Here is a 23,396-nt window from a genome sequence, read left to right on the forward strand (position 1 = left end):
CGGGCCAACATCGGCCTGGACCGGCCCGGCATCAGCGACGAGGACGTCTGGGCGGCGCTGCGGCTGGCCGAGGCGGACGGGTTCGTCGCCGCGCTCCTTCGAAGGTGGCGGGCGCCGGTTCAATTCGTGCTCAGTCGCGCAGCTGCCCGGCGATCACCGCGGCGATCCGCCGGCCGGCCGCCCCGTCCCACAGCGGCGGGGTGGGCCAGGTCTCGCTGCGGCCCTCGGCCAGCACCTCGGCGACGACCTGCGGCAGCGCGTCGCGGGTCACCAGCCGGTTGGTGCCGTGGGTGATGGTCACCGGCCGCTCGGTGTTGGGCCGCAGGGTCAGGCACGGCACGCCGAGCATGGTGGTCTCCTCCTGGACGCCGCCGGAGTCGGTGACCACCGCGGCGGCCCCCCGGACCAGGCCGAGGAAGTCGACGTACCCCAGCGGGTCGATGACCCGCAGCTTGGGGTGGTCGAAGAGCCCGGCGGCCTCCAGCCGGGCGCGGCCCCGCGGGTGCAGCGGCAGCACGATCTCGGCCTGGTCGGCCACCGCGTGCATCGCCTTCACCAGCGCGGCGGCGTCGGCCGGGTCGTCGACGTTGCCCGGGCGGTGCAGGGTCGCCACGATGTAACGGTCGTCCAGCCCGTACTCGGAGCGCGCCCGGTCCGCGTCGAAGCGGTCCAGGTTCGCCAGCAGGGTGTCGATCATCGGGTTGCCGACCAGGTGGATCTTGTCCGGGTCGGTGCCCTCGTTGCCGAGGTGGGCGATCGCGTCCGGGCTGGTGGCCAGCAGCAGGTCGGAGAGCCGGTCGGTGACCAGCCGGTTGATCTCCTCCGGCATGGTCATGTCGAAGCTGCGCAGGCCGGCCTCGACGTGCGCGACCGGGATCTGCAGCTTCGACGCCACCAGCGCCGCCGCGACCGTGGAGTTGACGTCGCCGTAGACCACGACCATGCCCGGCCGGCGGGACAGGAAGATCTCCTCCAGGCCGGTCATGATCGCCGCGGTCTGCACCGCGTGGCTCCCCGAGCCGACGCCCAGGTTCACGTCCGGCTTCGGCAGGCCGAGCTCGCGGAAGAACACATCCGACATCCGCTCGTCGTAGTGCTGGCCGGTGTGGATGAGTTCCTGCGGCACGCCGAGTTCGGCGAGGGCGCGGATGACCGGGGCCGCCTTCGGGAAGTTCGGCCGGGCACCGGTGACGTGCAGGACGAGATCGGGCATCAGAGCCTTCCAGCAATCGATGGTCGGGCGCCCCAGCGGCGCCCCTGCCCCTCCGGCAGCATGCCAGAGGTGTGGCCAGTTGTTTCCTCAGGTGGGCTCAGACCGGCTGGTCGGCCGAGGTGAGCTCCGCCGCCGGCCGCTCGCCCACCTTGTCCCGGACGATCCGCGCCAGCACCTCGGCGGCCGCCGCCACGTCGCCGACCGGGGACTGGAAGTGCAGCGGCTGCCGGCTGAGCGGGCTGCCCGCCTCGACCAGACCCCAGACCGGGCTGCCACTGCCCTTGTAGTCCGACCACTTCGACGGCAGGTACGGGTTCTGCGCGTGGCTGTCGCCGGTGATCGCGTCGTTGACCAGCAGACAGTCGAACTTGGTGGTCAGGTTCAGGAAGCCCAGGTACTGAGCGTACGGGCCGACCCGCACCGCGTCGGAGATGCCCAGCTCGGCGGCCCGCTTCTGCAGCTCCTCCGGCTTGGTGGTGAACACGTGCATGCGCAGGTGGGCGCGGGTCCACGAGTCCTGCGCGGCGATCCCCGCCAGCACGTCGTCCAGCCCTCGGGTGGCGTAGAAGTTGCCGAAGTACGCGATGTGCGCGACACCGGGCTCGAGCGGGTAATCGGTCTCGGTCATCGAGTAGAAGTTCGGCGACAGCGTCGGGTGCGGGGAGACGACCGCCTTCTTCCGGGCGATCTCCGCCAGCTCCGGGTTGGAGCAGTAGCTGAGCATGTACTCCATCTGGTTCTCGTTGGTGAAGATGATCTCGTCCGCCAGGGCGTACGCGACCTCCTCGGTCCAGATGAAGCAGTTGGTGGTGTCCGGCACCGGCAGGCCCAGCTCCGTCAGACCGGTACGCAGCCGGTCGAGCAGTTCGCCTTCCTTGATCGGCGTACCGCGCTCCTGGTCGGAGATGTCCCGCGACAGCGGGTCGGAGAACTCCGCGGTCCACTTCACGTCCGGGTTCGCCAGCTTGTACGCCGCCGCCAGGAAGTGCGAGTGGGCGAAGTGCGCCCGGCTGTACATCCACGGGTACGGCACCTTGCGGGCGTCCTGCCACTCCGCGATCTGCTTCAGACCGGCCAGGGCGAACTTCTCCATCGACCCGAAGTCCGAGAAGTACGACGGCGTGGGCAGGGCCGCCTTGCGGTTGATGAACGGGCCGGAGATCCGGGTCAGCGACTCGTCGGTGGGCCGGATCCGGTCCATCGCGTTGTAGATGACGTCGGCGGTGCGGCCCATCATCCGTACCCGCTTGCCCATCACGACGCCGCTGGTGTCGGCGTACGGCGGGAAGGCGTAGGCGATCACCAGGCCCCGCTCCAGCACACCGTTCATCCGCTCGTACGGCATGTGGTAGATCGGGTAGCTGTCGATCTCGTCGACCACCCGGCGGTACTCGTCCCGGTGCCGCTTGAGGTACTCGGCGAGGAAGGCCGTCTGCGCCCGGATCCGGGTGGCGAGCAGCTCCTGGGAGCGCACGTCGCACTCGGGCAGCAGCCGCTCCAACCGGGTGATCACTTCCAGCCGCTGGGTCACCGAGAAGTCGAAGGTCGGCTCCGGCCGGGAGACCGAGCCCGCCCGCATGGTGCGGTAGTAGACCGCCTCGGTCGGGCAGGGGTAGAAGTTGATGTGCCCGCGCACCACCACGGTCATCCAGAACAGCACGTCCTCGCCGCTGGCCAGGTCGGTGTCGTAGTAGACGTCGCGGAGCAGGCTGGTGGCGACCAGCTTGCAGGCGTTGAAGGTGGTGCACACCCGCGCCTCGGCCGGCGCGGTCAGCTTGCTGTCGTGCTCCAGCAGCATCGTGTTGATCGGGTTGGCCGCGTCCTCGACGCCGTCCGACCCGACGTTGACCAGCCCGGCGATCGGCACCACCTGGGGGCTGGCGTGGCTGTACAGCACCTCGAGGAAGTTCGGCGAGATGTGGTCGTCGTCGTCGACGAAGGTGGTGTACTCCCGGCGCGCCGCGGCGATACCGGCGTTACGGGCGCGGGACGCCCCGGCCCGGCTCAGCCGCACGATCCGGACCGTCAGCGCGGGGTGGGCGGCGCGGAACTCCTCCAGCACCGCCCGGGTGCCGTCCTCCGGACCGTTCAACACCACGATCAGCTCGAACAGCGCCGGGTCGAGGGTCTGCGCGGCCATCGACTCCAGGCACCGCCCGATGTGCCCGGCGCCCCGGTACGACGGGACGACGACGCTCACCCCAGGGCTGAGCACCCGGCTGTGCGACCCCTCGACGGTGAGGTCGGCCTGGATCTCGTTGTGCAACGCGTCGACCTGCTTGCGCCACTCGGTGATGCCGGCGCGGTCCACGGCGGCCGCCGACGGCCTGAGCCAGGGACGGTCGCCCGCCTTCTCGCTCCGCAGCCCGCTGACCTCGGGAGACTCCCCACCTGCCACGCTTGCACTCCTCGGTATCATCGCGTCGCCGCGGGCGACTGCGGACGGCGCCGCACGAACCCGGTCCGGCCCGACCCCCGTGGAGCGGGTGCCGCGACCCACACTCGCCGGCACATGCGCTAATCTCGCCGCGCATCGTAACCAGGACTCGGGCCCGGAGGTAACGCAGGATGACGATCGATACGGCAGCGGCCGTTGACGTTGAACACCACCTGCGCGGTCCAGGCGCCGATGAGCAGGACCTGCTCATCATCACCGATGACCGGCACCACGGCCACGACTCGCTGACCACGCCCTTCCGGGACGCGGTCGTCCTCGAGGTCGGCGCCGACCCGGACGAGGTCGTCATCGAGGGACAGTTCGACACGATCATCATCGAGCGCAGCAGCGTCGAGCCGCGGTGGCTGGCCGCCGTCAACGTCCGGATCCAGGCCGCCCTGCGTCCCGACGGGCGGCTGCTGGTCGCCCTGGACCCGTCCGGGCCGGCGCTCGGCGCGGAGCACACCGCCGCCGCGCTGACCGGCCTGGAGTGGTTGGGCCTGCAGGCGTTCAGCGGCTCGCCGTGCGCCGTGCTGCGGCCCGGCCCGGCGAGCTCCGCCGCGGCCACCGGCGCCCTGCTCGCCACCGCCGAGGCCGCGGTCCGGCTGACCACCGCCGGCACCGCCCACAGCAGCAGCAGGATCACGCTGGGTGAGGCCCGGGCGGTGGTCGGGCAGTACCTGGAGGACCAGCGCCGCAGCGAGCACGCGCTGCTCAAGCACCTGGACACGCTCGCGCAGGAGCTGGAGAAGGAGCGCGCGGCGCGCGCCCAGGACCACACCGTCAAGGGCGTGCTGCGCATGTCCAGGCAGGGCCGACGGCTGCTCGGCGTGCTGCGTCGCGGCAAGAATTTCGCCCGCAAGGCCAAGCGCAAGGTCAAGCGCACGCTGGGTCGTTGATCACCTGCCAGGGGGTAGCGGGGTGGGGCAAATCCCCGTGCGGCGGGTACGCTGCGTCAGAGTCCACGCTGAGCCGACGGCCGTCGCCGTCCGGGATTCCCCGCAGCGGACGGGCAGAAACGCCCCATAGCACCCCACTTCTCGTCATTCCGGCCGGTCGGCGACAATAGGCCCGAACCGCGCGCCATGCAGTGAAGGAGCAGGCAGTGACTGTCGATGTCGTGATTCTCGGGCTCGGGTACGTCGGGCTACCCCTCGCCCAAGAGGCGACGAAGGCGGGGATGACCGTCCTCGGTTTCGACATCAGCAAGCGGGTCGTGGACTCGCTCAACGCCGGCAAGTCGCACGTCGACGACCTGTCCGACAGTGACATCGCGGACATGATCGGCACCGGCTTCCGCGCCACCACCGACGCGTCCGAGATCAAAGGCGCCAAGGCCGCCGTGATCTGCGTGCCCACCCCGCTCTCCGAGGACCAGGGCCCCGACCTGCGCGCGGTGATCGGCGCGACCGAGGCCGTGGCCGGCAACCTCACCGCGGGCATGCTGGTCATCCTGGAGTCGACCACCTACCCGGGCACGACCGACGAGGTGGTCCGGCCGATCCTGGAGAAGGCCTCCGGCCTCACCGCCGGCACGGACTTCCACCTCGCCTTCTCCCCCGAGCGGATCGACCCGGGCAACGAGAAGTTCGGCGCCCACAACACGCCCAAGGTCGTCGGCGGCCACACCCCGGCCTGCTCCGAGAAGGCCGCGGCGTTCTACGGCCGGTTCATCGAGACCGTGGTGCGGGCCAAGGGCACCCGGGAGGCCGAGACCGCCAAGCTGCTGGAGAACACCTACCGGCACATCAACATAGCGCTGGTCAACGAGATGGCCCGGTTCTGCCACGAACTGGACATCGACCTGTGGGACGTCATCCACGCCGCGTCCAGCAAGCCGTTCGGCTTCCAGGCGTTCTACCCGGGGCCGGGCGTCGGCGGCCACTGCATCCCGATCGACCCGAACTACCTGAGCCACAACGTGCGGGCCAAGCTCGGCTACCCGTTCCGCTTCGTCGAGCTGGCCCAGGAGATCAACGCGACGATGCCCGCGTACGTCGCGCACCGGGCCCAGAACCTGCTCAACGACGCCGGCAAGGCCACCAACGGCGCCTCCGTGCTGCTGCTCGGCGTGACCTACAAGCCGAACATCGCCGACCAGCGGGAGTCGCCGGCCGTCGCGCTGGCCCAGAAGCTCGACGCGCTGGGCGCGAAGCTGAGCTACCACGACCCGTACGTGAACCAGTGGAAGGTCTCCGGCGTCGACGTGCTGCGGATGGACGACCTGGAGAGCGCCGTCGCCGGCGCCGACCTGGTCATCCTGGTGCAGAACCACCGCCAGTACGACGCCGACCGGCTGGCCGAGATCGCGCAGCGCTTCTTCGACACCCGGGGCGTCACCACCACGGACAAGGCGTACCGGCTCTGAGGCCGGTCCCGCCGGGCCGCTCACGGTCCTGAACAACCGCCGAAGCCGCGTCGCGCCACCGTGCGACGCGGCTTCCGCGTCCCCCGCCGGGGGTCACCAGACGCGCCGGCGCCCCGCCCGGTGGCTGCGCACCTCGCAGGGCCGCCCCGGCGGCGCCGTGCCCGGCCGGCGCAGCCGGGCGCCCACCAGCACGGCCACCAGGACCACCGACACCCCCGCCACGGCCGCCCAGGGCAGACGCTCCCGCCGCTCGTCGGTCACCGCGGCGGCAACCGGCACCTCCGTCCCGGCCCCCGGCCGGCCGCTGGCCGGGGTCGTCCCGGCCCCGCCGCGCGGCGAGGCCCCGGCCGCCGCGGTGCTGCCGCCCGGAACCCGGAACACCACGTCCGAGCAGGAGTAGTACGTGTCCTGCGTGTTGGAGTTCTGCCAGATCGTGTAGATCAGGTGCCGGCCGGTCCGGTTCGCCGGTAGTCGGCCCGGCATCTGGTACGCCCCGTCGCGCACCGGCGGGTCGGTGGCCACCAGGAACGTCGGTGGCCACCAGGAACGGGCGCTCCGGCAGGTCCGCCCAGGTGAGCCGGCGGCCCGGCTGGTAGCCGTCGCGGGTCAGGTAGAACCGGAAGGTGCCCCGGTGCGGGATGGTGGTCCGGTACCGGAAGGTGAACCGGGCGCCCGGGGTCAGCTCGGTGGCCGGCCAGTCGTCCCGGGCCAGGTCCAGCCCCCGGTAGGCGGAGAGCCCGCCACTGCACAGCTCCCCGTCGGGGATCCGCTCCCGGTCCCGGCCGTCGATCCGGGCCACCCGCACGTTGTCCCACTCCCGCACTGCCGCGCCGGCGGCCACCGCCGCCCGGCACGGCGGGGTGTCGGCCGACCGGCCCACCGGGCCGCAGGCCGCGGCCCGACTCACCGGGCTGGTGGGGGCGCCGTGCGCGGCGGCGGGCCCGGCAACCGGCAGCACCACCGCGGCGCCCGCGACGACGGCACCGAGAAATCCACGTACGGCCATCAGAAACGACCTCCCGCCCACCGGTAACGTGCCGGAGCCGGCAAAGGTTCGACGGCCGCCGGCCCGGTCAGCTGCCGAGGGACCGGCGGGTGGCCTGGACGTGTCGAACAACTCCTCGAAACAGTCCGGCCCGTGCCGACGGCCGGCGACGTCGGGGTTGCCGACGACGATGTGGCGGAGGATGTCGAGAACGGCCGGGCGGCTCCGTCCCAGGGGGCGGATGCGGCCACCGGGGCCGCAGCACACCGAGGAGACCCAGCATGACGATCCAGCGGATGGACAACGTCCTCATCGTTGTCGAAGACCTCGACGCCGTCATTTCGTTCTTCGTCGAACTCGGCATGGAACTGGAGGGCCGGGGGCCGATCGAGGGACGGTGGGTGGAGCGGGTCATCGGGATCGACGGCGTCCGGCAGGACGTCGCCATGCTGCGGACCCCGGACGGCCACGGCCGGGTCGAGCTGACGATGTTCCACGCCCCGAAGGCGGTCCGCGCCGAGCCGAAGGACGCGCCGGCCAACACGCTCGGCATCCGGCGCATCATGTTCGCCGTCGACGACATCGAGGACGTGGTCGCCCGCCTGCGCGACCACGGCGCCGAACTCGTCGGCGAGCTGGCACGGTACGAGGACGCCTACCGGCTCTGCTACCTCCGCGGCCCGGAGGGCATCGTCGTCGGACTGGCCCAACAGCTCGGCTGAGGGCCGCCCCCTTCTGCATCCCGGGCTTCTTTCCCAGCCACCGCAAACAGTCAAGGGCTGGCCATGAAGGCCAGCCCTTGATCAAAAACCCACCAGCGGTATGGTTCGCATACCGCATATCTGGTGGAGCCGAGGGGACTCGAACCCCTGACCCCCACACTGCCAGTGTGGTGCGCTACCAGCTGCGCCACGGCCCCTTGCTGTCGTCCCCGGTCGCCCGGGCACGCAGAGAACTATACACACGCCGGTCGGCATGGTCATCTCGCGGGGTCCCCGCCGGTGGCGGCTCAGTTGAGCGCGATGTCCGGCGGAAAGTGGGCCACGGCGGCCAGCATGCCGCCCTGCCGGCGCAGCACCATCGGCCACAGGTCGTCGGGGCGGTCGACGAACGCGTCGCCCGGCAGCGCGTCGAGGACGAACCAGGAACCCTCCTCGATCTCCTGCTCCACCTGCCCGGCGCCCCAGCCGGAGTAGCCGGCGAAGACCCGGATGACGCCGATGCTCTCCCGCAACCGCTCCGGGTCCACCGACAGGTCGATGGTCCCCACCGCGCCGGAGACCCGCTGGAAGCCCTTGAGCGGCTTGATCGGGTGCCGCATCCGGGCCAGGCAGATCGCCGAGTCGGGCTGCACCGGCCCACCCTCGAAGAGCACCGCCGGATGCCGGGCCAGATCCCCCCAGTCGCCGAGGACGTCGGCCACCGGCACCTCCGTCGCCCGGTTCAGCACCACGCCGAGGGCGCCGCCCGGCTCGTGCGCGACGAGCAGCACCACCGTACGGTCGAAGTTCGGGTCCTTCAGGGTGGGAGTCGCGACGAGCAGCCGCCCGGTCATCGACTCCATCGCGCGGCCACCGATCGCCTGTCCCTCTCCCTGCATCTCGGACATCCGTCAGCCGTGCACCGGGACGGATGCGACGCCGCCGGCAATCCGCGCTGTCAACCCCATGCCTGGCACCATAGCTTGCGCTCCCGCCGGTGGTTAAGGTCTGACGGGCGGATGATCGAGCGGGATCCAGGGGAGGACCGATGGGGCCAACGGCCGAACTCGCCGTGATCGGCGGCTCGGGGCTCTACGCCCTGCTCGACGGGGCCACCGAGCACCAGGTGGAGACCCCCTACGGCCCACCGTCGGACCCGATCACCATCGCCGAGGTGGGCGGCCGACCGGTGGCGTTCCTGCCCCGGCACGGGCGGGACCACCGGCACCCGCCGCACCTGATCCCGTACCGGGCGAACCTGTGGGCGCTGCGGTCGCTGGGGGTACGCCAGGTGCTCGCCCCGTGCGCGGTGGGCGGTCTCCGGCCGGAGTTGGGCCCGGGCACCTTCGTGGTGCCCGACCAGCTGATCGACCGGACCAGCGGGCGGGCTCAGACCTACTACGACCGGGGCGCGGTGCACGTCTCCTTCGCCGACCCGTACTGCCCGACCGGGCGCCGTACGCTGCTCGACGCCGCCGCGGGGCACCGCGTGGCGGCGGTCGACGGCGGCACGGTGGTGGTGGTCGAGGGGCCCCGCTTCTCCACCCGCGCCGAGTCCCGCTGGTTCACCGCGATCGGCGGGTCGGTAGTGAACATGACCGGCCATCCGGAGGCGGTGCTGGCCCGCGAACTGGCCCTCTGCTACACCTCGATCGCCCTGGTCACCGACCTGGACGCGGGGGTGGACCGAGCCGGGTCGGTCACCCAGCAGGAGGTGTTCCGGGTCTTCGCGGAGAACACCAACACGCTGCGTGCGGTGCTGCTGGACGCGGTGGCCGCGCTGCCGGCCGAGCGGGACTGCCCGTGCGGCGCGGCCCTGGACGGGATCCAACTGCCCTTCCCGCTGCCCTGACCGGCGGAGCGTGGCCGGCGACTTCCGGCGAGAGCCGGGAAGCTCCCGAAAAGCCCGCACCGTCCCGTTAGATTCGATCGGGTCGGGGAACTAATTCGTCGAGCCGTCTCCGACACCGGTGCGGCAGACGGGGGCAGTCGGCGATGGCAACGGTCCGCGACACGACGTACGACCTGCTGCGCGACCTGGGCCTCACCACGGTCTTCGGCAACCCCGGTTCCACCGAGGAGCCCTTCCTCCGGGACTTCCCGGCGGACTTCCAGTACGTGCACGCCCTGCAGGAGGCGACGGCCGTCGGCATGGCCGACGGGTACGCCCAGGCCACCGGCCGAGCCGCGCACGTGAACCTGCACACCGCCCCGGGCACCGGCAACGGCATGGGCAACCTCGTCACCGCCTGGCACAACAAGACGCCCCTGATCGTCACCGCCGGCCAACAGAACCGCGAGATGCTGCTGATCGAACCCCGGCTGGCCAACCGCCGGGCGGCCGAGCTGGCCCAGCCGTACGTGAAGTGGAGCTACGAGCCGGTCCGGGCGCAGGACATCCCGGCGGCGCTGATGCGGGCGTACGCCACGGCGATGCAGCCGCCGGCCGGTCCGGTCTTCCTCTCCCTGCCGATGGACGACTGGGACCAGCCCGCCGGCCCGCCTCCGCAGGTCCGCACGGTGGCCACCCGGTTCGCCCCCGACCCGGCGCGACTGCGGGACTTCGCCGCCGTGCTCGCCGCCAGCCGGGCGCCCGTGCTGGTGCTCGGCGCGTCGGTGGACCGGGCGCAGGCCTGGCCCGCGGCGGTCGGCCTGGCCGAACGGCTGGCCGTCCCGGTCTGGGCCGCCCCGGCGCCGGAGCGGGCCGTCTTCCCCGAGGACCACCCGAGTTTCCGCGGCGTCCTGCCGTACGCGATCGGGCCGCTCGCCGACGCGCTGCGCGGCCACGACACGGTGCTGGTGGTCGGCGCGCCGGTGTTCCGCTACTACCCGCACGTGCCGGGCGACTACCTGCCCGCCGGCGCCCGGCTGCTGCACGTCACCGACGACCCGGACGAGTCGGCGCGGGCCCCGGTGGGCGACAGCCTGCTCGGCGACGCCGGGCTCGCGCTGGACGCGCTGCGGGAGCTGGTGCCGCCCGCCGACCGGCCGCCGCCCGCGCCCCGCCCCGACCCGGACCCGCCCGAGGTCGCCGAGCCGCCCGGCCCGGACGCGCTGTTCGCCGCGCTGGCCGCGCACTGGCCGGCCGACGGGGTGCTGGTGCAGGAGTCCCCGTCGAACCTGTCCGCCCTGCGCCGCCGGCTGCGGGTCAGTCGGCCGGCGTCGTACTTCACCATGGCCAGCGGCGGGCTGGGATTCGGGCTGCCCGCGGCGGTCGGCGTGGCGCTGGCCGAGCGGGACACCGGGCGGCGGCGCCCGGTGGTCGCGGTGATCGGGGACGGCTCGCTGCACTACTCGGTGCAGGCGCTCTGGACGGCCGCGCGGCTGGGGCTGCCACTGCCCGTCGTGGTGCCGGTGAACCAGCAGTACGCCATCCTCAAGGCGTTCGCCGACCTCAAGCACACCCCCGGCGTGCCCGCCCTGGACCTGCCCGGCCTGGACGTGGCCGCCATCGCCCGCGGCTACGGCTGCGCGGCCACCGTCATCGACCACCTGGACCAGCTCGGCGAGGCCCTCGACGCGGCGCTCGCCGCCGACCGGCCGACCGTGCTGCCGGTGCCGATCAGCACCGACGTGCCCCGCATCCTCTGAGCCCGCCCGCGGTCAGCGCCAACGGGCAGCCTCGGCGAAGGGCAGCGGGGTGCCGGTCACCACGTCCAGCACGGGCCGGTCGCCCAGCGGCGCCCGTAGGGCGATCTCCACCGGCTCCAGCTTCAACATCATGTCGCAGACTCCGGTGCTGCGGACCACCCCGGCGCCCACCACGACGAGGTCGTCCCACTCGGTCACCAGTGGGGTGATCCCGGTGTCGCAGCTGCCCACCCCGACCGTGTACCGCAGCCGGGCCCCGTCCACCCGCTCCAGGCGCTGCGCGCCGGCCACCTCCGCCGGGGCGGGCCGGTCCGGCCGGGCGGCGTCGGACGGCTCGGTGACGGCGGCCGGCGCGACGGCGACCCGGGCCACCGGCACCGCCAGCTCCGCCACGGTGAACAGCCAGGCCGGCACCTCGGCCGTGCCCCGGGTGGTGCGCAGCTGCACGGTGCCGAGCCGCGCCTCGGTGACGGTGAGCGGCACGCAGGCGGTGGACGGCTCGCTGTGCACCGCGCTGTCCGGGCCGGGCTCGATCGTCGGCCCCGCCACCTTGGGCCGCCCCGCACACGGCGGCGGATCACCCAGATCCAGCTGCCGGTACGCCTCGGCGGCGCTGATCAGCGGCACGGTCATCGTCGCGTCCGGGAACCGTACGGTGCCCCGGCCCGGCACCGCAGCCGGCAGCTCGATCTGGTCCCGGTACCAGCCGGCCTCGAACGCCGCCTCGGTGTCGGGATCGAACTTCGGGTCACCGGTCAGCACGGTCGGGCCCTGCAACGGCACGAAGCCGATGGCCCGCCCGGGATCGGCCCGCCACGCGTCGGCGATGTCGGCCGACCGCTGGTGAAACGCCTCCCAGCGATGGTCCATCGGGTCAGCCGCCAGGCCGGAGCCGACCGGCGCGCAGCCGGCCGCGACGACCAGGACAGGCAGGCCCAGCAGGGCGATCACACGACGCATACCACTTCGACGCCGGCCGTCCCCCGCCGGTTCCGCCGCCCGCTCAGGTCTCGCCACCCAGGTCCGTCTGGTACGCCTGCCAGATCAGGTCCGCTCCGCGCTGCCGGTGCCGGGACATCGCCCGCAGCAGCTGCCCGGCCCGGCCGCGCAGTTCCTCCGCCGGCACTCCGGGCAGCTCCGCGGCGCGCTGGAGGCCGGCCAGGCCGGCGGCGATGGCCGCGTGTTCCCGGGTCAGCAGCCGGACGCCCCGGTCCAGCCGCGGCGCCTGACCGAGCAGCTCGGCGTACCGGCCGGCGGGCCCCTCGGTGACCCGGACGTGGTCGGCGAAGCCCGCGCGGACCGGGGCCAGCCGCAGGATCAGCCGCTCCCGCCAACGGGCCTCCCGCAGCGGCACGGCGAGCACCCCCGCCAGCGCGCGCACGTCGGCGCCGAGGGAGGACCGGGGCGGGTGCCCCGCGGGCGGGCGGACGGCGTACGGCTGCTGGATTCCACCGGTGACCATGGGCACCTCCCGCGCTGTGCTACTACCGCGTACAGCGATGGTGGCCCCCGTTCGTTCGCCCTGTCCAGGGGCGGTGGCCGCCTCATTCGACCCATCCGTACCAGTGGCCCCGCTGGTCACGCCGCACTCCGCCCGGGGCGGCCGGGTCAGCCCAGCGGCCGGGCGGCCATCTCGCGCAACTGCCCGGCGAGGGCGTGCACGTCCCCGTCGCGGCCACCGGTGGGGCGGCCGGTGGTCATCGCGTCGGCGAGGGCGCGCAGCTCGTGCGGCGGCAGGGTGGCCAGGCCCATGCCGCGCAACGGGATGGTGACCTGCCGGCCGCTGCTCGGGTCCCGGGCGACCACGGTGGGCACCCGGAGCACCGTCTCGTCGCCGGTCCGGTACGCCGCGGCCCCCGCACCGATCTCGGCGGTGGCCAGGTCCACCGTCCGGGTGAGGAAGGCGCCGCGCACCTCGGCCCGGGTCCCGTCCAGCCACGCCGCGGTGCGCAGCACCCGCAGCACGAACCAGATCCCGAGCAGCACGAACGGCAACCCGCAGAGCCCGATCAGCCGCATCCCGCCCAGCCCGTCGTCGGCCGGCGATCCGGCCAGGTCGGGCGGAAGCATCCCGGGCGGCAGGTCACGGGCATCCTCGTACGACGGCAGCGGGTCGCCGAAGCCGGTGATCCGGCGCAGCAGGGCGTCCGCGGTGAGGGGCAGCAGCACGAAGGCAGCGCCGAAGGCGGTGAACAGGATGCCCACCACGGCGGTGAAGGCGCGTTGCCCGGGCGCGGCGCCGACCGACAGGCGCAACCTCTGGTACGTCACGATCCGCAGGGTAGGCCGTCCGGTCCAGCCGCCGTCCGGCGGGCGTACCCCCGTGACCACGGACGGCGTGACCGGCTGGCCACGGCGGGGGCCGGCGCGACCGGCCGCAGAGACGGCTGTGCGCCCCGGTCCGCTGATGGACCGGGGCGCACAGGCCAGGTGGTGGAGGTGCCGGGAATCGAACCCGGGTCCTTCGCCGCCTTGTCAGGGCTTCTCCGAGCGCAGCTCGCTGTGCCTCTACTCGGCCCCTCCGATCACGCGAGCGAGTCGGTGTGACGGGCCCAGTCGCTGATTGATCTCGCCGCACGGACCCCGCGACCGGGTCCGATTGGCCAGCCTCCTAGCTGATGCCGGCTAACTGGGTCGAAGGCGCTCCCAGGCCGACAGACTCACTACTCGCCTCAGGCGGCGAGAGCGAAGTCAGCGCGATTGTTCTTGGCGCTTATTGGTTTCCGACGACCGATTCACGAGACGACGTCGGCTTCCTCGGCTCGCTTCCCCTGCCGCAACGTACGAAGTCGAAACCAGTCACCCCCTCGACAGGCCGCCGTGCTGGCGGCACTGACAAGCCTAACGCCTGCCGCAACCGGATTCATCCCGAGCCCCGCCGGATCCTGCCGACCGGACGAAACGGGATGAATCACTCGTTCATCCCCTTACCGCGCCGGCCGGCCGCCCGCTGGATCTCCCGGTCCGCGTCCCGCTTGGCGAGGTCCTGCCGCTTGTCGTACGACTTCTTGCCCTTGGCCAGGGCGATCTCGACCTTGGCCCAGCCGTCGGAGAAGTAGACCTGCAGCGGAACCATCGTCAGGCCGCCCTCGCGGGTCTTGCCGATCAGCCGGTCGATCTCCAGGCGCTTGAGCAGCAGCTTGCGGGTACGCCGGGGCTCGTGGTTGGTCCAGGTGCCCTGGGTGTACTCCGGGATGTGCATGGCGTGCAGGTAGAGCTCGCCGTTGCGCTCCTGGGCGAACGCGTCCACCAGCGAGGCCCGCCCGGCCCGCAGCGACTTGACCTCGGTGCCGGTCAGCGCCATACCCGCCTCATACGTGTCGAGGATGGCGTAGTCGTGGCGGGCCTTCTTGTTGGAGGCGACCACCTTGCGGCCCTTTTCCCGTGGCATCGGCGCCACCTCCCTCCCGTTCGGCCCCCGGCCACCGGCCGCGGAGCGGAGATCATGCTACCCGAGGGACAAGGGCCCCTCCGCGCCGTTTATTCCTGGCGCGAAGGGGCCCTCCGGAGAGCTGACGCGGTAACTAGACCGCCGGTAGCACTAGACCCGCAGGTAGAAGCGGAGGGTCACCCAGGCGGTGATCGCGGTGACCAGGCTGCCGATGCCGGCGATGATCGGGAACATCAGGAAGATCTCGGACCAGGAGATCGGCGTGATCAGGCCCTCCAGGGAGGCCATCGACCCGCTCCCGAGCAGGTACTTGCCGACCACCAACCAGCCGAGTGCCAGGACCGCGCCCATCAGGCCGGCGACCACCGCCTCCAGCACGAACGGCGCCTGGATGAACCAGTTCGAGGCGCCGACCAGTTTCATGACCGCGACCTCCCGCCGCTTGCTGTACGCGGCCACCTGGATGGTGTTGGCGACCAGCAACAGGGCGGCGGCGGCCATCACGACCGAGATGAACAGGGTGAAGTTCTGGATCCCGGTGAGCACGTTGAACACCTTGTCCAGCAGCTTGCTCTGGTCGACGATTTCTTCGACGCCACCGGTGTCCTTGTACTGGTCGTAGATGTTCTTGTACTGCTCGGGGTTGACCAGCTTCAGCCGGAAGGACTCCGGCAGCTGGTCCGCCTTGACGGCGTTCACCAGGTCCGGAGCGTCCTTGTACATCTCCTGGAAGCGCTCGTACGCCTCCTTCTTGTCGACGTACGTGCTCTCCTTGACCAGCGGGTCGTTCTTGAGCTTCGCCTCCAGCTCGGTGCGTTCCTCCGCGCTGACCTCGGTGTCCAGGAAGATCGAGACCTCGACGTTCTCGTAGTAGAGGTCCTTCATGTCGCCGACCTTCTGGTACAGAAGGCCGCTGAAGCCGAGCAGGAACAGCGACACCGTCATCGTGATGATCATCGCGATGGTCATGGTGACGTTGCGCCACAGCCCGACCATCACCTCGGTCAGGACATACTTCATCCGCATCGGGAAATTCCTCCGGCTCTCCGGCGTGAGGTGTTCGTCGTCAGGGATCTACGGCTCGGCGAAGCGTTCGGCTCAGCCGTAGACGCCGCGGGCCTGGTCGCGCACGATGCGGCCGCTCTCGATCTCCACGACGCGACGGCGCATCTGGTTCACGATGTTGGAGTCGTGCGTGACCATCACGACGGTCGTGCCGGTGCGGTTGATCCGGTCGAGCAGGCGCATGATCTCGATCGAGGTGTCCGGGTCCAGGTTTCCGGTCGGCTCGTCGGCCAGCAGGATCAGCGGCCGGTTCACGAACGCCCGCGCCACGGCGACCCGCTGCTGCTCACCACCGGAGAGCTCGTGCGGGTAGCGGTGCTCCTTGCCGCCCAGACCCACCAGCTCGAGAACCTCCGGCACGACCCGGCGGGCCACCGCCTTGGTCTTGCCGATCACCTCGAGGGCGAAGGCCACATTCTCGTACGCGGTGCGGTTCGGCAGCAGCCGGAAGTCCTGGAAGACGCAGCCGATCGAGCGCCGGAAGGCGGGTCGCTTCCAGGAGCGCATCGAGGTGACGTCCTTGCCGTTCACGACGACCCGACCCTTGTTGGGGGCGACCTCGTGCAGCAGCATCTTGATGATCGTCGACTTGCCGGAGCCGGATGGTCCGATGAAGAAGACGAACTCACCCTTCTCGATCGCGACGGACACGTTGTCGAGCGAAGGCCGGGACGCCTTCGGGTACGTCTTCGTCACTTGCTCAAGCTGAATCACGGGTGGTGAGTCTACGCCGTGTAACGACGGAGCCAAGCGCCCCGCCCCGGCGATGCGAGGCGCGTCATCGATTCACCCGGTCAACGAAAGATCGACGACGCGCTCCGCCCACGCGTGATCACGCAGCGTCGCCGGCCAACTGTTGCTGCTTACGCCACCGGATCCCGGCCTCGATGAAGGGGTCCAACTCCCCGTCGAAGACGGAGGCCGGATTGCCGGTCTCCTGCTCGGTTCGGAGATCCTTCACCATCTGATACGGGTGCAGGACGTACGACCGCATCTGGTCGCCCCACGAGCCGGCGGCGTCGGTCTTCAGGCCCTGGAGCTTGGCCTGCTCCTCCTGCCGCTTGCGCTCCAGCAGCCGGGCCTGGAGCACCCGCAGCGCGGAGGCCTTGTTCTGCAGCTGGGACTTCTCGTTCTGGCAGGTCACCACGATGCCGGTCGGGATGTGGGTGAGCCGCACCGCGGAGTCGGTGGTGTTGACGCTCTGCCCACCCGGGCCCGAGGACCGGTAGACGTCGACCCGCATCTCGTTCTCGGGGATGTCGATGTGGTCGGTCTGCTCCACCACCGGCAGCACCTCGACGCCGGCGAAGCTGGTCTGCCGGCGACCCTGGTTGTCGAACGGGCTGATCCGCACCAGCCGGTGGGTGCCGGACTCGACGCTGAGCGTGCCGTACGCGTAGGGCACCTTCACCGTGAAGGTGGCCGACTTCAGGCCCGCCTCCTCGGCGTACGAGGTCTCGTAGACCTCGGTCGGGTAGCCGTGCCGCTCCGCCCAGCGCAGGTACATCCGCAGCAGCATCTCGGCGAAGTCCGCCGCGTCCACGCCACCGGCGCCGGCCCGGATGGCGACCAGCGCCTCCCGGGAGTCGTACTCGCCCGACAGCAGGGTGCGGACCTCCATCTCCTCGATGGCCTTACCCAGCCCGGCGATCTCCGTCTCGACCTCGGTCAGCACCCCCGGGTCGGACTCGGCCTCAGCGAGTTCCAGCAGGACCTGCGCGTCGTCGAGCCGGGAGCGCAGGCTGCCCAGCTTGTCGATCTCGCCGTTGACGTACGACAGCTGCGAGGTCACCGCCTGCGCCCGGGCCTGGTCGTCCCAGAGATCCGGCGCGGACGCCTGCTCCTCCAGCCGGGCCTTCTCCTCGCGCAGCTTGTCGAGGTCGAGCACCGCCTCGATGTTGCGCAGGGTGGCGTCGAGTTCCTTGAGCTGTTCGGCGTAATCGGCAGCTGTCACGACAGACAAGCGTACTGTGCCACCGGCGGCTTGTTCACCTCAGCCGCCCGACCCGCCGCAGGCGGTCAGCCGACGGGTGCACTCTTGAGCCAGGACAGCGCCGCCTTGTGATAGGCGACCGCGAACTCCAGCGCGCTGGCGTCGTACCCGTCGCCCTCCTTCTTGGCGTTCTTCACCTGCTCGCGGACGGCCGCGAGGGCCTCGGTGTGGTACTCGTTCGCCGTCGCGTACAGGTTCTTGAGCTGGCTGGCCGAGTGCAGGCCGCCGAAGGCGATGCGCAGGGCCACCGGGTTGCGGATGGTGTCCCGCCCCGGGTTCTCGGCCAGCCAGCGGGAGAACGTCCGTTTTCCGGCCGCGGTGATCGCATACGGCTGACTCATCCGGGGACCCGGCTTGCCCAGCCGCACGAAACCCCGCTCGGCCAGCACCGGAAGCTCCCGGTAGACCTGACTGCGCGTCATCGACCAGTACGGCGCCAGCCGGCGCTCAGCGGCGGCCATCAGCTGGCCGCCTGTCATCGGTCCGTCGTGCAGCAGGCCGAGCAGGGCCGCCGCCGTCGGGTTGACTCCGGATTCCGCCATGCCCTCTAAGCTGCCACTTTGCCGACCCGACGTCCAGGATTTGCCGTTTTCGCCACCCATCGGGATTTCCAATGTGCACTGTCGGCCGACGACAGTGCACCGCGCCCGCCGCCCGCCACCGGGCGCCCGGGCGCGGTTAGCAGGGGCGCCTTGTCAACAGACGTCTGTTGACAAGGGGCCCCTCCTTACACCTCAGCCCATGTGGGGGTAGGTGTGGTCGGTCGGCGGGACGAAGGTCTCCTTGATCGTCCGCGGCGACGTCCAGCGGACCAGGTTGTGCCAGGAGCCGGCCTTGTCGTTGGTGCCGCTGGCCCGGGCCCCGCCGAAGGGCTGCTGGCCGACCACCGCGCCGGTCGGCTTGTCGTTGATGTAGAAGTTGCCGGCCGCGTACCGCATCTTCTCCGCCACCTGGTCGACCACCCGGCGGTCGGTCGCGAAGATCGACCCGGTCAGCGCGTACGGGGCGATCGACTCGGCCTGGCGGACCACCTCGTCGAAGCGCGCGTCGTCGTAGACGTGCACGCCCAGGATCGGGCCGAAGTACTCGGTGGTGAAGGTCTCGTGCGCGGCGTCCGAGCACTCGAAGAGCGTCGGCCGGACGAAGTATCCGACCGAGTCGTCCGCGGTGCCGCCAGCCAGGATCTTGCAGCTGTCGTCGCCGGAGATCAGCTCCAGCGCGGCGCTGTGCCGGCCGAACGCCTTGTCGTCGATGACCGCCCCGCCGAAGTTGCTGAAGTCGGTCACGTCGCCGTAGGTCAGCGAGTCGGCGGTGGCGGCCAGCCGGTCGCGCAGCCCACCCTCCCAGATCGACCGGGGGACGTACGCCCGGGACGCGGCCGAGCACTTCTGCCCCTGGTACTCGTAGGCGCCCCGGATCAGCGCGGTGTGCAGCGCGTCCACATCGGCGCTGACGTGCGCGACCACGAAGTCCTTGCCGCCGGTCTCGCCGACCAGCCGGGGGTAGCCCCGGTAGCTGGCGATGTTCTCCCCGACGGTCCGCCACAGCTGCTGGAAGACCTTGGTCGAGCCGGTGAAGTGGATGCCGGCCAGGTCCGGGTCGGCGAGCACGACGTCCGAGACCTCCTCGCCGCGCCCGGTGACCATGTTGATCACGCCGGGCGGCAGGCCGGCTGCCTCGAACAGCCGCATGGTGAAGTGGGCGGCGAACTGCTGGGTCGGACCCGGCTTCCAGACCACGGTGTTGCCCAGCAGCGCCGGCGCCGAGGGCAGGTTGCCGGCGATCGCGGTGAAGTTGAACGGGGTGACCGCGTAGACGAAGCCCTCCAGCGGGCGGTGGTCGAAGCGGTTCCACACGCCCGGCGAGGAGAGCGGCTGCTCGGCGAGGAGGTTGCGGGCGAAGTACACGTTGAACCGGAGGAAGTCGATGAACTCGCAGGCGGCGTCGATCTCGGCCTGCACGGCGGTCTTCGACTGGCCGAGCATGGTGGCCGCGTTCAGGGTGTCCCGCCACGGGCCGGCGAGCAGGTCGGCGGCGCGCAGGAAGATCGCGGCCCGCTCCTCGAACGGCAGCGCCCGCCACATCGGCGCGGCGTCCTTGGCGGCCTTGACGGCGGCGCGCGCGTCGTCGTGGGTGGCGTGCCCGGTGACGCCGAGCACGTGGGCGTGCTTGTGCGGCTGCACCACGTCGATGGGCGCACCACCGGCCATCCGCTGCTCGCCGGCGATGGTCATCGGCAGGTCGATCCGCTCGGCGGCCAGCTCGGTCAGCCGCCGCTGGAGCCGCTCCCGGTCGGCGCTGCCGGGCTCGTAGTTGTGGACCGGCTCGTTGCGCGGCTCGGGTACGGAGAACACGGCGTCCATCACAGGCTCCTGTGCGATCTCGACGGCGGTGGCGAAATCGGACCCGCGGGCAGCGACCGGGCGGCCGGCTGCCGGGCGCCACGCGGCGGACCGGTCGCGGCGGCGGGACCTCGGCCGATTGTCCCACGCCGACGAGGCCACCGGTCGCGCGCCCGCCACCCGGCCGCTCCGTCGATCGTGAGGTCCGGACAGGTCATCGGCAGCGATCCTTTTCCGGGCAGGCCCGACAACCGAAGGAACGGAGGGTGCGCGCACGGCGGCGGGGCCGATTCGCCGGGCGCGTAGGCTGGTTTGCCGGTGATGTGCCCGCCTCCCGCGGGTCCGGTGTCGAAGGGGAGACGATGAGCAACCAGCCCGGCAGCTCGACGGCCGCGCAACCGGACCGGCCCGCCGACGCCGACCCGGGCGTCGCCGGCGGCCCGCCGGCCGGCGACACCGTGACCGGACCGGCCGACGGCGCCCTGACCCGGCCGGCCGGCGACACCACAGCCGGGCCGGCCGCGAAGGCCGGGCCCGAGCCGGCCGAGGACGCCCCCGGCGACATCGAGCCGACCACCGGCGGAACCGTCTGGGCCCCCGGCGCGCCGGTGCTGGCCCTGGTGGCCGCCGGCTGGCTGGCGGCCATGCTCTGGTCTACCCGACAGGCGATCGAGTCGGCCGCCGCCGGCGTCACCGCGCTCAGCCTCTCGGCCTTCGCGCTGCCCGGGGTGATCTCCGCCGCGCTGGTGGCCGGCACGGCCGTCGCGCTGGCCACCACCGACCTGGTCGCCCGCCGCGGCGCCGACCGGGCCACCCTGCGCTTCCTGGTGGCGATCGGCACCGGCCTGCTGGTCGGGCTGGTCACCGCCGTGGCGATCAACCTGACGTACCCGGACAACGCGACCACCAACACCATCGCCGGCACCAGCGCCGCCGCCGCGATCATCGGGGGCGCCCTCGCGGGCGCCCGCACCGCCGCCCCGGTCGGCGCGGTCGTCGCCGCCACCCTCGGCACGCTGGTATTCGTGGTGGCCTTCAGCCGGGCCCGCGACCCGCTGTTCGACCTGTTCGGCGCCGACGGCACCCAGGCCGGCATGGTGGCCGCCGCCCGGTGGGTGTCCCGCACCGAGTCCCTGCTCGCCGGCCTGCTGGCCGGACTGATCGCCTTCGGCTACCTGAGCTGGGCGCGCCGCCGGGCGGCACGCCGGGACCCCGCCGCACCGGCGCTACGCTGGCCGGCGTACCTGCTCGCCGGGGCGGGGCCGGGCCTGCTCCTGCTGCTCGCCGAGCTGATCATCCGGGTGGGCGGTCGCCGGCTGCTGGACCTGGCCGCCGCGCTGAGCGACGCGGACGCCGTGGCGCAGACCTCGATGGGCGCGTCCCGAATGGACAACGCCATCTGGGTGCTCTTCGTCGGCGCGCTGACCGCGCTGATCGCCTTCGGCCGCACGCTCGGCCCGACCCAGCAGGAGGACGAGGAACCGGCCGACCGCTGACCGGCGGTCGCCACCGATTCCGCCGGCCGGGGTCGGCGGTCAGGAAGCCGCGCGCAGCAGCAGCTCCAACTCGGTCACGTCGTACCACTCCAGCTCGTGGTCCTCGGCGCCGTCGACGGTGAACTGGGCGTCCGGGTCCCCGGCCAGCGCCTCCCGGGCCACCGCCGCGGCAGCGGCCACATCCTCGACCGCCTCCGCGCCGTCCACGTGCAAAGCGGCCACCGCACCCACCGGCACCGGCCCTCGCAGCAGCACCGCGCTGGAGCCGAGTTCGCCGTCGGCCCGACCGACCGACGCGGCCGGCAGGTCGGCCGAGACCACCACCCGGCGGCTGGGCGCCGACGGGTCGTCACGCAGCAACAGCAACGCGTCCTGGGCCGCCCGGGTGAAGGCGACGTACTCCAACTCCTCCTCGTCGCCCTCGGCGTACCACTCGCGCAGGCCGGGGGTGACCGCGTGCGCCCCGGACCCGATCAGGCCCTCCTCGCGCAGCCGCCCGAGCATCGGGACGGTCGCCGGCACGTACACCCGGACAAGCTCGTCGGTCACCGGTCGTCTCCCCTGCTCGAACCCGGACCGGCGGCCGCCGGTCCCGGGCGCAGATCATGCCGTACGCCGTGACCGTCATACACCGCGCACCGGCCAGGCGGAAGTTCCACGCCGGCGTGTCCCCCGACAGCGGCCCGGCGTGCCGGCGCGCCGGGCGTTGGGCCGCCGAAGCCACCGATGGCAAACTGAGGCAAACGACGTCAACCCCGGGAGTTCACCATGGAACCGAGGTTCCTCCTGCTCTCCGACGTGGCCGCCGAGCTGAACGTGTCGGACTCGCAGGTGTACCACATGGTGCGGAGCGGGGAGCTGCCCGCCATCAAGATCGGTGGGCGGGGCCAGTGGCGGGTCGAGCGGGCCCGCCTGGAGGAGTACATCCAGCAGAAGTACGCGGAAACCGCCGGGTGGGTCCGGGACAACCCGCTGAGCGACCGCGACGGGGAGTGACCCCACGGCTGCCGCCGGCATTGACCAGAGGCGTTCTCATGCCGGAGAATCGAGGCTGTCGAAGGCAAACGTAAGCAAACGTAAGGATCGAGGCTGACGATGGCCGACTCCCGCCGTCCCGTGTCGCCGCGTCCGCCGGTCCGGCTGCGCCCGGCCCCACCGATCGACCCGCCGTTCACCGACGAGGAGGCCGGCCCCTGGCTCCCGCCGGCCGGCCTGCAACTGGCCCTCGACCTGTTCGAGCGGGCCCGTCCCGAGCCGGCCCGTCCCGCCGGGCGGCAGCGTGGGCCCCGGCCGGCGCCCGCCGGGCCGGGACGGCAGGGGTCAGCTCCGATCCCGCCGACCGCCCGGGCGTCGGCCACCCCGGAGGCCGCCCGGGCCGCTCACCGGTTCGTCGCCACCTGCCTCGAGATCCTCAACGGCTACCGGCCGATCGGCCAGATCCGCCCGCTGAGCGAGCCCGGCCGCTCCGCCGACGTGGTCGAGCAGCTCGCCCGGGCCGCCGCCCGCTCCGGGCCGGTCCGCCGCCGCTCGACCCGCCCCGCCGTGCGCCTGCGCCGGCTGCGGGTGTGCGAGCCCCGACCCGCCGCCGTCGAGGTGGCCGTCGTGCTGGGCAACGCCGCCGGGCGCAGCTGGGCGATGGCCCTGCGCCTGGAGCAGCGGCGCGGCAACTGGCTCTGCACCACCATGCAGGTGCTCTGACCGCCCGCCGGCCCGCGCCACCGAGACCCCGAGCCCGGAAACGCGGACGAGCCCCGACCCCCGACCTCGCCGCCGAGACCCGGGGCCCGGGAACGCGGACGGGCCCCGGCCGAAGG

Annotated in this window: 22 protein-coding genes, 1 tRNA gene, 1 other RNA gene and 1 pseudogene; 8 read left to right on the top strand and 17 right to left on the bottom strand. The window is 72.2% G+C overall.

Features of this window, described 5'->3' with window-relative positions; all coding sequences use genetic code 11:
• Positions 1 to 130: 130 nt before the first annotated feature.
• Positions 131 to 1,213: a UDP-N-acetylglucosamine 2-epimerase (non-hydrolyzing) gene (wecB, locus tag AB0H57_RS25250; protein ID WP_357510475.1), complete on the bottom strand. Its 1,083-nt coding sequence runs from the start codon at positions 1,211 to 1,213 to the stop codon at positions 131 to 133.
• A 97-nt stretch (positions 1,214 to 1,310) separates the two neighbouring features.
• Positions 1,311 to 3,611: a glycosyltransferase gene (locus AB0H57_RS25255; RefSeq protein ID WP_357510477.1), complete on the bottom strand. Its 2,301-nt coding sequence runs from the start codon at positions 3,609 to 3,611 to the stop codon at positions 1,311 to 1,313.
• A 170-nt stretch (positions 3,612 to 3,781) separates the two neighbouring features.
• Between AB0H57_RS25255 and AB0H57_RS25260 the strand changes: the two genes are divergently transcribed.
• Both AB0H57_RS25260 and AB0H57_RS25265 read left to right on the top strand, forming a co-directional pair.
• Positions 3,782 to 4,549, top strand: a complete 768-nt coding sequence (locus AB0H57_RS25260; protein WP_357510479.1) for a hypothetical protein — start codon at positions 3,782 to 3,784, stop codon at positions 4,547 to 4,549.
• 206 nt (positions 4,550 to 4,755) lie between these two features.
• Positions 4,756 to 6,018 (top strand): nucleotide sugar dehydrogenase, encoded by a 1,263-nt coding sequence (locus AB0H57_RS25265; RefSeq protein ID WP_357510481.1) that lies wholly within the window; start codon positions 4,756 to 4,758, stop codon positions 6,016 to 6,018.
• Positions 6,019 to 6,111: 93 nt separating this feature from the next.
• Here AB0H57_RS25265 and AB0H57_RS25270 read toward each other — a convergent pair whose 3' ends face one another.
• Both AB0H57_RS25270 and AB0H57_RS25275 read right to left on the bottom strand, forming a co-directional pair.
• Complete coding sequence (locus tag AB0H57_RS25270; RefSeq protein WP_357510483.1) at positions 6,112 to 6,540, bottom strand: lytic polysaccharide monooxygenase; 429 nt, start codon at positions 6,538 to 6,540, stop codon at positions 6,112 to 6,114.
• 67 nt (positions 6,541 to 6,607) lie between these two features.
• Positions 6,608 to 7,024 (bottom strand): annotated as a pseudogene (locus tag AB0H57_RS25275) (lytic polysaccharide monooxygenase); the annotation flags it as partial.
• Positions 7,025 to 7,284: 260 nt separating this feature from the next.
• Between AB0H57_RS25275 and AB0H57_RS25280 the strand changes: the two are divergent.
• Complete coding sequence (locus AB0H57_RS25280; RefSeq protein WP_357510485.1) at positions 7,285 to 7,725, top strand: VOC family protein; 441 nt, start codon at positions 7,285 to 7,287, stop codon at positions 7,723 to 7,725.
• A 121-nt stretch (positions 7,726 to 7,846) separates the two neighbouring features.
• Here the strand turns inward: AB0H57_RS25280 and AB0H57_RS25285 are convergent.
• Positions 7,847 to 7,922: transfer RNA gene (locus tag AB0H57_RS25285), tRNA-Ala, on the bottom strand.
• A 90-nt stretch (positions 7,923 to 8,012) separates the two neighbouring features.
• Positions 8,013 to 8,603 carry a YqgE/AlgH family protein gene (locus AB0H57_RS25290; RefSeq protein ID WP_357510557.1) on the bottom strand — a complete coding sequence of 197 codons (591 nt, stop codon included), beginning with the start codon at positions 8,601 to 8,603 and terminating at the stop codon, positions 8,013 to 8,015.
• A 149-nt stretch (positions 8,604 to 8,752) separates the two neighbouring features.
• Here AB0H57_RS25290 and AB0H57_RS25295 point away from each other — a divergent pair, with 149 nt between their 5' ends.
• Positions 8,753 to 9,556, top strand: a complete 804-nt coding sequence (locus AB0H57_RS25295; RefSeq protein WP_357510487.1) for an S-methyl-5'-thioadenosine phosphorylase — start codon at positions 8,753 to 8,755, stop codon at positions 9,554 to 9,556.
• A gap of 143 nt (positions 9,557 to 9,699) precedes the next feature.
• Positions 9,700 to 11,295 (top strand): benzoylformate decarboxylase, encoded by a 1,596-nt coding sequence (gene mdlC, locus AB0H57_RS25300; RefSeq protein WP_357510489.1) that lies wholly within the window; start codon positions 9,700 to 9,702, stop codon positions 11,293 to 11,295.
• Positions 11,296 to 11,307: 12 nt separating this feature from the next.
• Here mdlC and AB0H57_RS25305 read toward each other — a convergent pair whose 3' ends face one another.
• The 10 genes from AB0H57_RS25305 to pruA form a co-directional block, all read right to left on the bottom strand.
• The gene (locus AB0H57_RS25305) at positions 11,308 to 12,255 is read right to left on the bottom strand and encodes a hypothetical protein (RefSeq protein ID WP_357510491.1); all 948 of its coding nucleotides are present in this window, start codon (positions 12,253 to 12,255) and stop codon (positions 11,308 to 11,310) included.
• Between the two features lie 43 nt (positions 12,256 to 12,298).
• Positions 12,299 to 12,757, bottom strand: a complete 459-nt coding sequence (locus AB0H57_RS25310; RefSeq protein ID WP_357510493.1) for a hypothetical protein — start codon at positions 12,755 to 12,757, stop codon at positions 12,299 to 12,301.
• Between the two features lie 146 nt (positions 12,758 to 12,903).
• Complete coding sequence (locus AB0H57_RS25315; protein WP_357510495.1) at positions 12,904 to 13,566, bottom strand: hypothetical protein; 663 nt, start codon at positions 13,564 to 13,566, stop codon at positions 12,904 to 12,906.
• A gap of 160 nt (positions 13,567 to 13,726) precedes the next feature.
• Positions 13,727 to 14,102, bottom strand: a transfer-messenger RNA (tmRNA) gene (ssrA, locus tag AB0H57_RS25320).
• 104 nt (positions 14,103 to 14,206) lie between these two features.
• A complete protein-coding gene (smpB, locus tag AB0H57_RS25325; RefSeq protein ID WP_357510497.1) occupies positions 14,207 to 14,686 on the bottom strand; it encodes an SsrA-binding protein SmpB in 480 nt (159 codons plus the stop codon).
• A gap of 150 nt (positions 14,687 to 14,836) precedes the next feature.
• On the bottom strand, positions 14,837 to 15,712 hold the full coding sequence (gene ftsX, locus AB0H57_RS25330) for a permease-like cell division protein FtsX (RefSeq protein ID WP_357510499.1): 876 nt from the start codon (positions 15,710 to 15,712) through the stop codon (positions 14,837 to 14,839).
• Between the two features lie 72 nt (positions 15,713 to 15,784).
• Positions 15,785 to 16,465 (bottom strand): cell division ATP-binding protein FtsE, encoded by a 681-nt coding sequence (gene ftsE / locus AB0H57_RS25335; protein WP_222954530.1) that lies wholly within the window; start codon positions 16,463 to 16,465, stop codon positions 15,785 to 15,787.
• A 118-nt stretch (positions 16,466 to 16,583) separates the two neighbouring features.
• Complete coding sequence (prfB, locus tag AB0H57_RS25340; protein WP_357510501.1) at positions 16,584 to 17,705, bottom strand: peptide chain release factor 2; 1,122 nt, start codon at positions 17,703 to 17,705, stop codon at positions 16,584 to 16,586.
• Positions 17,706 to 17,770: 65 nt separating this feature from the next.
• Positions 17,771 to 18,286: a PadR family transcriptional regulator gene (locus AB0H57_RS25345; protein WP_357510503.1), complete on the bottom strand. Its 516-nt coding sequence runs from the start codon at positions 18,284 to 18,286 to the stop codon at positions 17,771 to 17,773.
• Positions 18,287 to 18,478: 192 nt separating this feature from the next.
• Positions 18,479 to 20,107: an L-glutamate gamma-semialdehyde dehydrogenase gene (gene pruA, locus AB0H57_RS25350; RefSeq protein WP_357510505.1), complete on the bottom strand. Its 1,629-nt coding sequence runs from the start codon at positions 20,105 to 20,107 to the stop codon at positions 18,479 to 18,481.
• A gap of 341 nt (positions 20,108 to 20,448) precedes the next feature.
• Between pruA and AB0H57_RS25355 the strand changes: the two genes are divergently transcribed.
• Positions 20,449 to 21,582: a hypothetical protein gene (locus AB0H57_RS25355; protein ID WP_357510507.1), complete on the top strand. Its 1,134-nt coding sequence runs from the start codon at positions 20,449 to 20,451 to the stop codon at positions 21,580 to 21,582.
• Positions 21,583 to 21,621: 39 nt separating this feature from the next.
• Here the strand turns inward: AB0H57_RS25355 and AB0H57_RS25360 are convergent, their stop codons facing one another.
• On the bottom strand, positions 21,622 to 22,131 hold the full coding sequence (locus tag AB0H57_RS25360) for a hypothetical protein (RefSeq protein WP_357510509.1): 510 nt from the start codon (positions 22,129 to 22,131) through the stop codon (positions 21,622 to 21,624).
• Positions 22,132 to 22,350: 219 nt separating this feature from the next.
• On the opposite strand from AB0H57_RS25360, the gene AB0H57_RS25365 reads away from it, so the two are divergent.
• Both AB0H57_RS25365 and AB0H57_RS25370 read left to right on the top strand, forming a co-directional pair.
• Positions 22,351 to 22,578 (top strand): helix-turn-helix domain-containing protein, encoded by a 228-nt coding sequence (locus AB0H57_RS25365; protein WP_357510511.1) that lies wholly within the window; start codon positions 22,351 to 22,353, stop codon positions 22,576 to 22,578.
• Between the two features lie 99 nt (positions 22,579 to 22,677).
• Positions 22,678 to 23,280 carry an Rv3235 family protein gene (locus tag AB0H57_RS25370; RefSeq protein ID WP_357510513.1) on the top strand — a complete coding sequence of 201 codons (603 nt, stop codon included), beginning with the start codon at positions 22,678 to 22,680 and terminating at the stop codon, positions 23,278 to 23,280.
• The last annotated feature ends 116 nt before the right edge of the window (positions 23,281 to 23,396 follow it).

This window comes from Micromonospora sp. NPDC050686, assembly GCF_040654475.1.
Lineage (GTDB): Bacteria > Actinomycetota > Actinomycetes > Mycobacteriales > Micromonosporaceae > Micromonospora.

Excerpts from the sequence above, each read along its gene's own strand:
- AB0H57_RS25295 (WP_357510487.1), top strand. The coding sequence starts at position 8,753 with ATGGGGCCAACGGCCGAACTCGCCGTGATCGGCGGCTCGGGGCTCTAC.
- AB0H57_RS25280 (WP_357510485.1), top strand. The coding sequence starts at position 7,285 with ATGACGATCCAGCGGATGGACAACGTCCTCATCGTTGTCGAAGACCTC.
- pruA (WP_357510505.1), bottom strand. The coding sequence starts at position 20,107 with ATGGACGCCGTGTTCTCCGTACCCGAGCCGCGCAACGAGCCGGTCCAC.
- AB0H57_RS25310 (WP_357510493.1), bottom strand. The coding sequence starts at position 12,757 with ATGGTCACCGGTGGAATCCAGCAGCCGTACGCCGTCCGCCCGCCCGCG.
- wecB (WP_357510475.1), bottom strand. The coding sequence starts at position 1,213 with ATGCCCGATCTCGTCCTGCACGTCACCGGTGCCCGGCCGAACTTCCCG.
- AB0H57_RS25365 (WP_357510511.1), top strand. The coding sequence starts at position 22,351 with ATGGAACCGAGGTTCCTCCTGCTCTCCGACGTGGCCGCCGAGCTGAAC.
- AB0H57_RS25305 (WP_357510491.1), bottom strand. The coding sequence starts at position 12,255 with ATGCGTCGTGTGATCGCCCTGCTGGGCCTGCCTGTCCTGGTCGTCGCG.
- smpB (WP_357510497.1), bottom strand. The coding sequence starts at position 14,686 with ATGCCACGGGAAAAGGGCCGCAAGGTGGTCGCCTCCAACAAGAAGGCC.
- AB0H57_RS25355 (WP_357510507.1), top strand. The coding sequence starts at position 20,449 with ATGAGCAACCAGCCCGGCAGCTCGACGGCCGCGCAACCGGACCGGCCC.
- AB0H57_RS25290 (WP_357510557.1), bottom strand. The coding sequence starts at position 8,603 with ATGCAGGGAGAGGGACAGGCGATCGGTGGCCGCGCGATGGAGTCGATG.
- AB0H57_RS25370 (WP_357510513.1), top strand. The coding sequence starts at position 22,678 with ATGGCCGACTCCCGCCGTCCCGTGTCGCCGCGTCCGCCGGTCCGGCTG.
- ftsX (WP_357510499.1), bottom strand. The coding sequence starts at position 15,712 with ATGCGGATGAAGTATGTCCTGACCGAGGTGATGGTCGGGCTGTGGCGC.
- AB0H57_RS25260 (WP_357510479.1), top strand. The coding sequence starts at position 3,782 with ATGACGATCGATACGGCAGCGGCCGTTGACGTTGAACACCACCTGCGC.
- mdlC (WP_357510489.1), top strand. The coding sequence starts at position 9,700 with ATGGCAACGGTCCGCGACACGACGTACGACCTGCTGCGCGACCTGGGC.
- AB0H57_RS25345 (WP_357510503.1), bottom strand. The coding sequence starts at position 18,286 with ATGGCGGAATCCGGAGTCAACCCGACGGCGGCGGCCCTGCTCGGCCTG.